The following is a 15,546-nucleotide window of genomic DNA, read 5'->3' on the forward strand; positions in this document are numbered from 1 at the left end:
TGTTAATATGAATAAACATATTAAAAGATATTTAAGCTTTATATGTATAATTACATTCTTATTAAACTCTTTACATGTATTTGCAGGTACAGGGGGAGTTATTGATTATGAAAACGGTAAAATAACCGATAATGATGATGGGATACCAGTATTTCGCTTTAAAGTATCCGCTACTGCAAGTAGCAGTAAGTATAGATACAAAACCATTGGGTGGAAAATGAAATTCACACCTGAAGGTAAAACCCAATCTTCTGTTGGTACAATGCCTTATACCTTTGAAAGTGTTAGTCAAGATTTAGTTGATATTGAACTAGAAGATATCTTCGATAAGACTAATTTACCTGACGAAGATAAAATGCGGGGTGGCGTCATTGAAATAGATGCAATACAAATTATTACTATCTATGGCGTTCCTATGGGATATGATAATAAGCCTGTTGATCCTAATAAGATTTTGGGTTGGGAAAATGATACGCAGATTATATTGGATAATAATTCCAATACCTCTTTAGGAAATCAGCGTGTAAAGATATTTACAGATGACTCGTCAGGTATTCTAGGCGGTTTACCCCATGGTTTATCTTGGAGTGATAATACAAAAGGCGATTTAACAAGTTATTATGATAAAAAAGATGTTTACCCACCGTTAGTAGATAAAGCTTCATTCAATGTTGATGTTGACCTCGAAGTAATGTCATCCGTTGATGACCATACCATAGATATGTCAAAAGGTGAAGGTTCAGCGCAAGTAAGAATCCATGTTAAAGCAGATATTAAAGACATTACAAGTATTTATACGGAATACTTAAATAACCCAAGTAATATTAGATTTATTACCATAACATTAGAGGAACAAACAAGTAAAAAGAAGCTAACCAAAACAATCACAAACCTCACATCTTTGAGTGGAACAGCAGATTTTACTTTCGATTATTTACCAACGGATATTGAAGATGGGGATAGTGACCTTGATGATAGTGTTACAAAAGATTATAAATGTGAGGTTGAAGTAAGATATCTCTATCATTATCGTGGGTATGGTTCTGGTTCGACCAGTGCCGAACTCATAAAAAAAGCCCCTATCCCAGATGGTGACCCTTTAGCCATCCTATCCGTACCCGATCAAGTACTTGTAGACGAAGAAATCCTTGCAGATGGTTCGGGTTCAATCGCACCAGAGGGAGCAACCCTGGTTAATTATTCATGGGAAGTTGAGAGCCAAGCATTACCCAAGGAAGAAGGTAATAAAAGCATTACATTAACCTATGATGAACCTAAGACCGTTACGGTAGCCTTAACCGTTGAAGATAGTAATGGTAAGACGGATACTGTCATGAAAGATGTAAAAGTGATTAAGAAAGCCAGTCCACCTATTAACTGGTCACCAGATGTTATCCTATCTGCACCAAGTATTGTCATGCAGGGTGATAGCTTTTCCCTTTATGTGAATGCAACGGACCAAGAAGATGGACCATTAACACCAACTCTTAGTAAACCATCATCACTCGTATTAAGTGGTCCCGTACATAATGGCGATAACACGGCTAAATTTATGCAAAGCGGTATCTTTACCGTTACGGCCAAAGCAACGGATAGCGGTGGTAAAAGTGATAGTGCCAGTACACAAATAGAGGTGTGTCCACCGAAGCCCCTAGCCATTATTAGCGAAGATGGGGATTACAAAGTAGGACAAACCGTCGTCTTAGATAGTTCCAACTCCAAAGCTGTAAGTAAAACCTATCCCATTGACTGGACGCTAACCAACTGGACCATTACACCCCTTGGCAGTCTTACAAATGATGATATTTATACCAAGAAGCTTAACGACAAAGAGATCGCTTTTACGTCTAAAAAGTCTGGCAAGGTAGAAATAGCCCTTACTGTAACCAATACACTTGGTTATTCCAATACAAGAACCATAGAACGAACCATAGTGACTGATGCACCACCAATAGCTGACTTTACACTCATTGAAAAAGTTTATCGGGACAAGGACAATGAGAAAAAAGCCATTGTCAGAGCCTTTGATACGTCAAGTAGTCCTGATGGTGACAGCATCACTAAAAGAGCTTGGTTCTACGCATTTGACAGTGATAACAATGGTATTTTTTCAGACGATACCTGGTATTATCATAACGGTACAAGTTGGGTCGATTCTGGCACAGCTTACAACAACTTATTTACCTTTGCGGATACGGTGAACACAGGCAATTTAACCGATGTGACCGTTGAAACAACCCATGTGGGACGGTACAAATTTGAACTGAAAGTGTACGAAGAACACGATAACAGGCTTTTGGAATTTGTGGATACATCTTATATTTTAACAGATGATACCGCAGACAAGCCAGGTGAGGAATGCATTGCGGAAGTAGATAACATAGCCCCAGTGACAGCTGTCAAAGTGGATGTATCTAAAGACGAAGTCTATGATATAGTCGTTGTTACGGACTATAAAGATATGGATTTAATTTCTTTACAGACTGAATTAAATCTTTTAAAAGCTGAAGCTTTTGCTAACAATAAAGATTTTAATATACACATGGTGACCGATAAAATAAAGGTTGGTCAGCAACATAAGATAAAAAACTATTATACGTATGCAAGAAATATCTATTTATCTTATTACCTCGATGGTGGTTATATGGAGTATACAGGTCCAGATGGCTATGAGCAAACAAATTATAATCGTGATTATCGCTCACATACATTATGGTATGAAACAACACAAGCCTATACAACCCCAACCATACCATTTGAAAAAGGGGATCATGTAGAATGGCAACGCACATCTTTTTCAGAGTATAAAAGTGGTTCGCCCAGTTACGATTATTCAGGTGTACGATTCGAGTTTTATAATCCTGATAATAAGATTGCAACTCGTATTAAAGAGGATATCATAACTAGTGGCCATATACAAACGCTTTATTGGGCAAAAGTTTTTAACAGTATAGGTGTTATTGATGAGAACGTTTCTATATCAAATACCTGGACAATGACTTCAAACTCAACGCCACATGATTTTTATTATGATATACATGCAATGGATTTCTCAAAAGTAAAAGATGTAAGCTATGAAAATGGCAGCAAGAGGATATTTTTATTTTTCACTAAAGGTACAGGTTTAAATTATGAGTATGATGGGTATAACTATTCAGCAACAAATATAGAAAAAGATTTTGTTGATTACCTTGTATATAATGATTTTGAAACCTATGTCGTAACGTCTAATGAGAGCATATTAGGTATTAGATTTGATAACAATAATTATGGTTCCAATATCAACAATCAATACGCTTCATTAAGAGAATTGGCACACTGCTCACCTGTCCGTGGTAAATATGTCGTAGGTGGTCCAACTACAGATATATGGAAAGAACAATTGCTTCATATCACTAAAAACAATGTGATCATGCCAAATGAAGTAACTGTCGAAAATAATGTGATTGAGTTAAAGTTTGATGAGCCATTTAAAAAGGATGAAGAAGTTCATTTGAAAGTACTTTTAGAAGAATTTAAACTATCAGATTTACTCAATAATCAAATAGAGTTACCTAAATTAGAGTATAAAAATATTAAACATAACGATACAGGTATTAAAAGCTTATCCAGTTTTTGTCTATCTGATCCGTTATCTGAAACAGTTTTAAATGAAGATATAGAGGTTATTGAAATTATAGATTACCTTACACTGTATAAAGAAGAAGGGGTTACAAAAGTTCAGATAACGGATCAAGAGAGAGCAAAAGAATACTTTTCTGATGAAGAAATTGAGGCGATAAAAAAACTAGATTATTCCAATGTAAACGACATACAGATTGGTTATTATTTTATTACCATACAAAAAGATGATCATGTAAAACTATATGGTAAAGCTGTTATAAGTGGTCGAACAGGGTTAGTATTCAATCCAACACAATGGACAGATGTCAAAAAAATCTATTCAACAGACCATTTAGTAATAGGTTTAAAAAATAATGGCGGTGTTATTGTAACAGGTTATTGGAATACTGGCTCGAATAGTTCACCTTATTCTTATTATAACGGACGAAACTTAGATTTTTTATCGACCTATGATATTCTAGATGCTGTTATATTACGACATGGGATAACGTTAATCATAAGACATAAAAGCTCTAGTGAAAAAATATATTACCCTATTGGTAATATTGGATCTACGTATATCCACAAAATAGATCAAACGTATAATACCAATGATGTAACATTAATAGGGAATAGTACAAGCCAAAGGTTATATTTTGAAGTAAATGGAAAATATTATTCACTTGAAAATAGTTATTCAAATAGTATTTATGAGTATACAGAATTAAATGGTATGTCCATTAAAGAATTTATTCCAACAGAGTACGGATTTATAGCTATTAAGCAAGATGATACCCTTTATTTTTCAAATAAATATAAAAGTTATTTACAAGGTAGTTCATGTTTACCAGGTGTTTCTAATCTGGCGACTACTATTGGAACGGTTAAAAAAATAATACCTGTGGATTCTTACTTGATGATACAAGGGAGCAATAGAGAATTTTATACCTATTTGGAAAAAAACATGTATGAAACCTCCTCAACTAATATGTGTATACCCATAAAAGACGTACAAAAAGTAATAAGCAATGGAGGTAATGGTAGTGGTTATTATAAAGACGATATTATTTTCGTCATGGATGATGGCTATCAACATTATTTAACGAACAACATCAATGCAATGCTATTAAATGCTTCCACCGAGTATTTCTTTATGGATGAATATGGTTTATCTTATATGACGGATACAGGGTATTTTTATTCGTCTTTAACGCCAAGCAGAGAAAGTTGGAAATCCCATGCTCATAGAAAATTCAGCGGTCATTATGATAAAGTGATTATTGACTATGATTTAAGGTCCATCATTGGTTTAAGAAATGAACAAGTAACGGTTTATTATGATATATATAGTAACTATAGTTACTTAACTGGGGCAAGATACTATAGTGGTGTAAAAGACATCTATTACAAGAAGGGTGTGTTATTTTTAATTAGAGATACTGGTATTACACGTATTTATAAAGATAATTTCTATGAATATTTTACTGGCTATAACCAATTTCTTTATAAGAACATTAAGAAATACTTATTTGCAAAAGTGTCACCAGAAAAAAATGATTGGTACTTTTATGGATTAAGCGAGAATGGTGACGTATGGCGAACAAGTCCATCTGGATTAGTAAAGGTAGCCACAAATATTGAAGATATCTATACGTTGAATGATGATTTTGTCTCTTTATCAAAAAGTGGATACCTTAATAAGTATGGTGAAGGAAATAGTTATGAAAAATATGAAAACATGCTCATAGCCCCTCATTTCATTACTTTAAAACTAAAAAATGGGGAAGATCTTGTCTATATTAGTCCTCAAGGAATTAATATCGGTTACATCGGTAATTTTGAGCAAACAATGAACAAACAACATTTAAGATCAACACAATTTCACATAGGGAAACATCAAGATGATGGTGTCGCATTCAAATACAAGGTGTTCACGGATGATGAACAATCTGTTGAAGAAGTTCTGTACCAACAAGATATTGATGATACTTGGATACAGGTAAAGGATTTAGACATTATTCCCGTAACAGATGGCTATTATATCGGTGTTGTGGAAGTGAATGCAGACAATAGAGCAATAGGGTACAGCTATATGAAAGCAAAAGCTAGTAAGCTGTAGAAAGAAGGTGTAACAGTGGATAAAATCAATCGACTTGTATATGGGATCTTACTCTTATTAGCATTATACTCATCTACAACATATGCTGCACTAGAAAGTAGGGAACCCTTTGGTGCAACACAATACACACTAGAGTTTAGTAAATGGAATGAAACCAAGAATTATAGTGGTGGGCGTGACAATATGTCATCCAGTACATACTCATCAGGTGTGACAGTAGAAATACTTAATATCGTAACAGATAGTAACGATTCTAGTAGATGGTTAATTACCTATAAAGCAAGTGGATATATATCAGCTTATTGTCGGTCAGTAGATTCTAGTTATGGTGCAAGCGCAAGAACGAGTATAAATGGCTCTACTATACAAGGAAATGTAAGTACATCAAGTGGAAGTGACTCTTATAGAGAGAGTGTATCTTATGATGGAAGTGCCACAACTATAAGCGTATCCAAAGGTGAGAACCCAATGAGAATATATGTAAAAGTTCGTACTTATTCAAGAACGTACCTTATATCAACGACTCGTGAACAAACCAAAATCATTAATATGAACAATAGTCCTCATCTATCAGCACAGATTGATCGTAATTATATGAATGGCAAGGATAGTCAATCCATCACCGTTTCAGGGCAAGGATGGGATATTGAACAAGATTCTATAGTAATTACAGCTGAACTTGATGGCATTACCAGGACAAAAATTATTGATAATCCTAAAGCAACAATGGGACAAGAAAACGATTATACGTTTACATTTTTATTATCAGAATACCCTAATGATATCATTAAAACGCTCAAAGTAACCGTTAGAGATTATTATGAAGATACTTCCTATACTAGTTTTACAATATACATTGACAGGATTGACCCACAGGTAACCACGCAAAATGATGTAAAGATTAAAGGCGGTGAATATGTTTCTGTAACACCTACAGAGCAGAGCGATATTTACTTGTTAAGAAATGATAGGCCCTATCTTTTATACTCGGATGTGCTAAGTGCGGTTAATGAAGATAAGGGTATAGCGATAGGAAACTGTTCGACAAAAACAAACTTAAGCGTACCAACCACATTATTAGAGGGATCTTACCGATTATTTTCTGTGGACAATGGAAAAAACGTATCACAACCTTCTGAAAATATTGTAATGGTGGATAATAGCGTACCTGAAAAAGTAAACATATTCATAGAAGGAAATACCATTAGACTGGTTTATGATGAGGTATTAAAGCCTAGCATACCGTCAAAGGACGATTTTATTTTACCAAGAGAAAATATCATATCATCATCTGTCTGTATCCTAGCAGACGAAGATAATGTTGACTATGAATTTATCTTTGATGATTATGAAGGTGACGAGAAATATGCAGAGAGGTTTGTTTTTAGTGCATTTGATAACAGCATGTTTACCAATACAAATGGTATTCCTGATATCATTGGTAAAACAGCGAGTACTAAAAGCAGCTTCCATGAAGTCGGCAGGTACACCCTAGAATATCAAGCACAGGACACCCCTGTTCCTGGAAATGAAAACAGGTTTAATAATTATCGGAAATGGGGAAACAAGAACCTTATACAGCTCCTTGTTCACCGTAGACCATTGGCTAACTTAACCATTAATGCCAGTCTTAGCAACGACAAATGGATCATCAATGGTGTAAATGGTACAGGTTACGACTTAGACCACATGGACATGGCAAACAAAGGTATTCAAGATGATATGTATGAGTGGAAAAAAATGAACGATAGCCAATACACACCTGGTATCATACCAAATACCGTGGCAGCTGTCGAAGGTGGAAAAGACGTGGAATATGTTGTTAAATACAAAGTACAAGATATTGAAGGGGTATGGAGTGAACCCGTAATCTTTATCATATCCGCAGATCCACCCATAGAGATTGAAGCTTCTTTAAAGAGTGAAGACAGTAAGTTCTCAATTTCTAGTATTCCTGCATCAGAGAATCTAGTAGCGTATGATGTTAAAACCATATTTAATAAGCTTCATTATTTAGATATGGCACTATATAATAGTTCAAACAGTATTGTCATTGATTTAACACGTAGACAATCCAGTAATACTAGCTATGTATCTCAAAACGGCAATAAGTTTTATTGGGTAGATAAGGTGATTAACATCCCTGCAACATTGGCTGATGGGACGTATAAATTCATTGTAAAAGCTACAGATGCTAGTAACTCACTTAAAACAAAAGAAAAAGAGTTTTCGGTAACAGTAGATACTCCAATAAATTTACAATCGTCTATGACAGACCTAGACGGTGGATCAGAAGCTATTATCCCTGCCACCACAAGCATATATGCGAACGAAGTCAATGTCATCCTATTTTATGGTACACCGTATGCTACATCACTAGATATGTCGATTGCTAGTAACAATGGGACCACAAAATATTGGACAGCAAAAAAAGGTATAGCAGAAACGATTCCAGAGGGCTATTATAAGGCTAGATTTACAGCCAGGACACCTAATGGAAACGTAGAATACTTAACAAAGGATTTCTATTTAAATCAACTTAAAATCGTGGATATGACTCTATGGGGAGAGTGGAATTACTGGCGAGGACAAGTCAACCTATTTGGAAAACAGCTTGTCAATATGCCGCATAGATTCTTGTCCTATGAGAAAGTACATATTGAAACTGAAATAAAAGGCAATCCCGACCAGGTATATGTGCGATTTAGTCCAGAACTAGAAGCTATGATTTTTACAAATCAATATGGCCATACATATCATTATAGCGATCACATAGGTTATACGGTCAATTTTCCGCTTACTATGACCAGTTCAGACGGTGAGAACTATAAGGCAGAGTATATACTACCTCTTGCTAAATCCACCATGAATGATGAAGATACACGGTTAGGTGGACAATATTGGGTAGAGGTCACAGCCACAAAAGGCAGCACAACAAAAACAATGAGAATAGATGACATAGACATCACTGGAAATACGCTCGACAAAATATATATACAGCCCGAATAATTCAAGTCAAGAAGAAATTGGTCAACGAAGGAGGATATTACCTATGAAAAAGACGTTACTAGCAATTTTAATTGTAACCGTTACAATGAATGTTTTAAGTATTAGAGCAACAACACTCATTAATTTTAAAGACGTTCCATTAAGCCATTGGGCGAAGGATAATATTAGCAAACTTGTATCTTTAGGAGTTGTTAATGGTTATCCAGATAGCACGTTCAAGCCGAGCAATAATATTCACGTCGATGCTTTTATTAAGTTGACCGTTAAAGCTCTAGGACATACGAATATTAAGAATGGCGATGCATATTGGGCAGAAAACTATATCAATAAGGCATTAGATCTTAGTATTATTGAGAAAGATCAGTTCGACAGCTATAAACGTCCAATAACACGTGAAGAAATGGCAAGCATAACAGCTCATGCGTTGGGCTATGTGCAAAAGACTAAGAATATTGAACGTAACTTTCTATTTATACAAAGGACTATAAAAGACTTTTATAACATTGCTGACAAATACTTACAGGACGTTATAGAAAGTTATTACTATGGATTACTTACTGGTAAGCCTAACGGATTTGACCCAAAAGGTTTAGCAACACGAGCCGAAGCTGTCACCCTAACATTACGGCTGATAGATGAATCCTATAGAAAGCCTATATACATACCACCAACCGTAACAGAGGATGACATAAAAAAGGATCAAGATGGAAAAATGTTCTTTGATGTAATACGTTTCAGAGATTACAAGAATGAAGATGACCGTATCGCTACAGAGATAAAACATCAATATAGAGTCTATGAATGTCCTAGTGGAGAGACTACAGCTTTACAACTTATGTATGCCCTAGATAAAGTGTATAAGGATAATACAGGGTATGTACACTTAGGACAATCGGGCAAAGATGAACACCCTTTAGGGGTAGGCTATTATTGTCTTGATTCTATTGAACATTCATATGATCCAGTAGAATATGTAAGACACTCAGAAGTTTCATTTGGTGTTAAACATAGTAAGCATGATACGGGTAGTTCATATAACATATCATTAAGTTATAAAACCCATGATATGACTTATGAGGAAAGATTTTATAAATACGAAAAAATGTTTGATACTATGCTTTGGTATTTGTATGAAGATAAGTATCAAGTTATGAAAGAGAAAGTTATTGAAATCTTACAACTAGCTGAAAATATGGACGTATATCAATATAACTACACCATTAAAATGAATGACAGAGAAATGTATGTAGAAATGAATCAAAACCACAGCGTAAGATTCTATATTTCTATAAGAGGTGGTAAAGTAGATCATTATTATCCAGTAGAGGAAAATGCACCTGACTTAAAAAAGAAAGCACCTAATTTTAGACTACAGGATATAGATGGGGAAATTCATGATTTAGTAGATTATGAGGGAAAGAAAGTATATTTAAGATTTTGGGTATCTTGGTGTTCCTATTGTATAGAAGAGCTAGATGAAATAAATAGCCTAGCTCAACAAGAAAATGATTTTGTTATATTGACAATAGTTCCACCAGGAAGTAGAAATGAAAAAAGCAAAGAAGAATTTATAAAATGGTTCAATAATCAAGATTATAAAGATATGATTGTATTACTTGATGCAGATGGTGAAGTGTTTAATACTTATAATATATCATCTTATCCAACATCTGTTTATATTGATTCTGATGGTATGCTAGTACATCAATCAACCCAATACAAAACTAATACTGAAATAAAAAAACTATTTGAAGATATGTAGGTGATAAGATGAAGATCAAAAAGATAGTCGTATTTACATTGGTACTTAGTATATTATTGACTAATATCCATCATAAAGCGTTCGCAGCAACGAACAGTAACCCTTTGAGTTATGAGGGCATATCGGGACAAATACCCTTTGAAACCTTATCTTTGCCCCCCGATTACAAAAATAAGCCTTATATTACGGTCAATATAAGTGGTAAAAATACCAAACTATGGTTTAACACAGAATTGTGGGTTGATAAAAACATTGGTGTTTATGGTCATTATGCTTATGTCCCAAGTAATGACTTTAAGAACTACACCGAGAATCCTGATCCATCCATTAAGACCCCTTATTATACAAGGGACGGAGTAAAGGGGGAGTACCGCTATCACGGGTATACGGTGGATGGAATTAGACACACAAATAAGTCTTTTCCAATCGACCAAGCATCTACAAGGCAATTGGAAGATAAAACATGGCAATATAGATACTGGTTAAATCCAGTATTAAAGGCTAAAAAAGATGGCATAGTTAGTAATTGGAATGAAGATGCAATTAGATGGCAAAACCAAGATACTCAACAATGGATCAATGATGGGATGAAGGATAACATAGACCTCGCAAACTCAATTAATAGGACAAATTCTAGTGCACAAGCGTATGATTACGCTAACGTGCTAACGCCATCCACACTATATAGCTATGGCGAAGCTAAAATGTGGCATCAAAACAATTCAGGGTATTGGTATCAGACCTTTACCCTTAACAAACGTGATGGGCGTAAGCAAACCCCTGTTACATTGGATATTAATATACTGGACAAGGGGAAACACATCATGAATGTTGGTAAGGACAGCATGAGCATTAATGTTGATGTAACGATTACATTAAAGGACGAAGCCTATTATGATGATATTATCGAACGTGAAATATATTACACTCGTAGGGATATTAGTCACTACAATTTAGACCTAAATGGCACTACATATAAATTCAATGGTAACAGTACCACCAATACATATAGCGGCACTGTAAACCTTGATATATTACGTAATAACATGTCAGATAATGGGGATTATGAAGTTAAGGGAATAGCAAGTGTTTCCTACGGAGAGCCAAAGTCTGACAATGCTTATGCTACAGATACAGACAAGGTTAATCAAAAAGAACCGATACCTAAATTTAACAAAAGTGATGATTTAAAATCTCTATTTGGTAGTGCAACATTAGTACTTTTTTCAGATGATGAACCGTTAAACGCTGATAAATTCAGTTATAGGGATTTATCTAGAGGAAGTATCACAAAATATAAGTTTGAGCTTATTGGAGAAGATAGCACAATAGTTACAAGAGAGTACAATACTTCATCCGTGAATAGTCAAACTGTAAATAATCTACTATATGATTTAGCTAAAAACAAAGGTGATACGTATGAAGTCACCTTAAAGCAAACTGTTTATAATGATTCTAAAAGTGATACGTATGAGAGAGTAATCATTGTAAAAAAGGCGTTTGAACAAAAAGAAATCATTGAGATAGATATTGATCTACCGGATAAAGTCTTTGATATAGAGACTTACGAAGCGAAAATAAACGGTATGGACCAAAAGGATATTGATAGATTAAAAGTTACAATAGACGGAACAGCTATTAATGTCACCGTACCCCAATTTTTCGGGGACGGGTTTAGTTTTGGAGCTATTGAAAGTAATAATAATACAGAAGTCCATCTAATAGAGGTTAGTGCCACCAGTGACGACGATATCAAGAGTTTTGTGCAACGGTGGGTTACGGTCTATAATACTAAGCCAAAAGCTCAACTTGCTCTACAGGGTACACAAAAAGAAAATCGCAAATTTGAAGCCATTAACACGTCTGATAATGCCAACGACCCATATTTGTTACAGCACTATCCTACAAGTTATACGTATCAAGTAACAGCTATAAACGGTGACATGAATAAATTCCATTATGAACAAATCGGTGAAAATTACACATTCCAAGGAGCGGAAGAAGGTATTTATCAGATTAGCTGTATAGCTACCAATAGATCAGGCAGAAGTAGCACATATAATCTTCCATTGGTTGTGATGAAAGACCACGTACCAGCCATGAGCTTTGATATTTGGAATAATTACCTTGCCAGGTCGGAAAGCTTATCTATGAATTTTGGTGTTGAGTCTATAGACGGTGACACCATCATTAACAAAAGGATTAAAATATTGAAGGACACCAACAAAGATGGTACATATGAAACAAGTATATTGGATACAGAGCTAACAGATAGCTTTACTTATACCCCAAGTGAATTAGGACATTATAGAGCCATCATATTGGCTGATGAAGCCTTTGGACAAGAAACTATTACCAAGTGGTTAGATGGTACAGAAAAGCGGTCAAATGAGATTATAAGAGACTTTTTTGTAGAGAACTTACGACCGTTGACAGAGATATACCTTGACATTCCTTTTAATTTTCCACAAGTGGATGTCATCATTGCCGTAGATAAAAATCTATCTGACAGTAACAAAAGTCAGATAAAAAGCAAGCGAATTGAATACAACAATTATTTACGTGAACAGGGTATAAACCCGACAATTGAAATATGGGATATGAAAGTATACCAACATTCTACTCCTGCATCTACTAGTCGCAATACTGGAAGTAGTTATCCATCAAGTTCGATATCCTATAGTAGCGGAGATTATTTTGGAACACTAACAAGATATAGTGTAGCAAATAACTCCTATTGGCAAGATTTTGGTTATTATACAACAGAGCAAGAATGCCATACAGAAGAAAGGGTTGTTGAATCTTGGACATGTTCTGATTCAAGGTGTGCCGACCCCTGGGGGTGTATGATGGGGACGGGTAAACCTTGGCATACGTGCGGAACAAGAAAAGAATCCGTTACAGTTTGCAATAACGTAACTGTTTGGCATTCGGATAATCGGCTTATTAATAATTATACAGGATACTATAGCGGTACAATTTACAAATATGTCCGTCAAGAGCCACCTATAAGTAGCTTTAGAACCAACTCCGATAAATACATCATTTATGTGTCGCAATCAGGAATAAATGTTACTGCATCTAGTGAGCATCAAAACAGGTTAAGTCCTATCAAAGAGTTTACGGATTTAGTTAATGAACATGATTTTGATGTAACTCTTATTGGCACTGATACCATTAAAAGTCAAAGTGTATACGATCATTATTTCGATACAACCGACATCATGGGGAATATTACAAAAGCATTAGATAACATCATAGGGGATAATTCTTTTAGTTCAGATTACCTTATGGAAGTCGGTCAATCAATTAACATTGAAACCGTAGAACTTGAAACAGAAGGGGACGGAATTAAGGAAAGCGGTTTTAAATATATCCACAATCCTAATTATTATGATAACTCAATGGGAATGTACAGTTATGCTGAAAGTACCTTTGTAGATGATAATAATTGGATAACCACTAAACCGAGTATACTGGATAAAAGTGGTCGGCTAGAAATGCACCATAAAGCGAAAGATAGTATATTAGGATATGAAGCAGAAGAATTATTTTCCAACATATTTAAAATATCGGTCAATATACACCGTAGACCAATTGCTGTCTTTTCTCTTGATTGGACATATGACCCCGTTCTGAAACATGTCAGAACAACTTGGGTTGATAGCTCGTATGACTTAGATCACCAGTACAGCGATCCCAATAAAGGGATTATTGATAGAAAAATTGTGTACTGGAACAATGCGTACCCTACGGAAAAATTTTATAAGATTCCAGATAATCTACAAACCGGAGCAACTTACACCATATCGTATACGGTGAAAGATATAGAGAAAACGTGGAGTGATCCAAACATACAGCAGATTACCATTGCTACAGTACCACCACCACAAATATTAGATGCGAAATTAAAGACAGAGCTAACAAAGTTCAATATCAATAGCGTTCCTGCATCTGAAAATCTTGTGTTGTACGATACAGTAACGAGATTTCCCTACAACCATCATTTAGAAATGGCATTATATAGTGGCTCAACTATTAGAACAACAAATAAGTCCGTTAGTCTCGTCCATGCAACTAAGAATGGAGATAATTATAACTGGAATAATATTACTTATAACGTACCTTCTACTTTACCCGACGGTAACTATACCTTTAAGTTATTGGCTATAGATGACAACAATAGCAATAATAAAGTACAGAAGGATTTTAATGTGACGGTTAAAACCCCTATTAACCTAGTGGGTAGCGTAGATGATTTAACAGAGGGAACGCCCATCACGATAACAGCAACTACAAGTAAGTATGCTAATAGTGTGTCCTTAGAGCTTTACAAAGGAACGTCCTACAGCAGAACCCTCACCATGAACAACACGTCAACCGTAGGAGACATTAAAACGTGGGAAGTGACTTATACCCCTAATGGAGTCCCCGAAGGCAACTATACTGCCGAATTTACAGCTAGAACGCCTAACGGAAATATAGAGAGGGTATCTAACAATTTTAGACTAAACCAGTTAGCGATTTTATCCATGAATATTTGGGGAGAGTGGAATTACTGGCGAGGACAAGTTAACCTATTTGGAAAACAGCTTTTAAATATGCCGCATAGATTCCTGTCCTACGAGAAAGTACATATTGAAACTGAAATAAAAGGAAATCCAGATCAGGTATATGTACGTTTTAGTCCAGAACTTGAAGCTATGATTTTCACAAATCAATATGGCCATACGTACAGCTATAGTGATCACATAGGCTATACGGTGAATTTCCCTCTAAATATGACCAGTTCAGACGGTGAGACCTATAAGGTAGAGTATATACTACCACTTGCTGAATCCACGATGAATGATGAGGATACACGGTTAGGTGGACAATATTGGGTAGAGGTCACGGCCGTAAAAGGCAGCACAACTAAAACAATGAGAATTACGGATATAGACATCACTGGAAATACATTAGACAAAATATACATACAGCCAGAGTAAATAAAGAAAAAACTAGGAGTGTAATGCTCCTGGTTTATTTTTTTTATTTGAGGGCATAATATTAA

The 15,546-nt window shown here is 35.2% G+C and carries 4 protein-coding genes; all 4 read left to right on the forward strand.

Annotated features, from left to right (window positions below):
* Nucleotides 1-7 precede the first annotated feature (7 nt).
* The 4 genes from HZI73_RS26300 to HZI73_RS26315 are packed head-to-tail and all read left to right on the forward strand — an operon-like array spanning nt 8 to nt 15,481.
* Nucleotides 8-5,722: a hypothetical protein gene (locus HZI73_RS26300; RefSeq protein WP_212698954.1), complete on the forward strand. Its 5,715-nt coding sequence runs from the start codon at nt 8-10 to the stop codon at nt 5,720-5,722.
* Between the two features lie 15 nt (nt 5,723-5,737).
* Entirely contained in the window at nt 5,738-8,731 is a 2,994-nt protein-coding gene (locus tag HZI73_RS26305) for an Ig-like domain-containing protein (protein ID WP_212698955.1), read from the forward strand.
* 43 nt (nt 8,732-8,774) lie between these two features.
* On the forward strand, nt 8,775-10,493 hold the full coding sequence (locus HZI73_RS26310) for an S-layer homology domain-containing protein (RefSeq protein ID WP_212698956.1): 1,719 nt from the start codon (nt 8,775-8,777) through the stop codon (nt 10,491-10,493).
* Between the two features lie 8 nt (nt 10,494-10,501).
* A complete protein-coding gene (locus HZI73_RS26315) occupies nt 10,502-15,481 on the forward strand; it encodes an Athe_2463 domain-containing protein (protein ID WP_212698957.1) in 4,980 nt (1,659 codons plus the stop codon).
* The last annotated feature ends 65 nt before the right edge of the window (nt 15,482-15,546 follow it).

The organism is Vallitalea pronyensis, from assembly GCF_018141445.1.
In the GTDB taxonomy this organism is placed as follows: Bacteria; Bacillota; Clostridia; order Lachnospirales; family Vallitaleaceae; genus Vallitalea; species Vallitalea pronyensis.

Excerpts from the sequence above, each read along its gene's own strand:
- HZI73_RS26300 (WP_212698954.1), top strand. The coding sequence starts at position 8 with ATGAATAAACATATTAAAAGATATTTAAGCTTTATATGTATAATTACA.
- HZI73_RS26310 (WP_212698956.1), top strand. The coding sequence starts at position 8,775 with ATGAAAAAGACGTTACTAGCAATTTTAATTGTAACCGTTACAATGAAT.
- HZI73_RS26315 (WP_212698957.1), top strand. The coding sequence starts at position 10,502 with ATGAAGATCAAAAAGATAGTCGTATTTACATTGGTACTTAGTATATTA.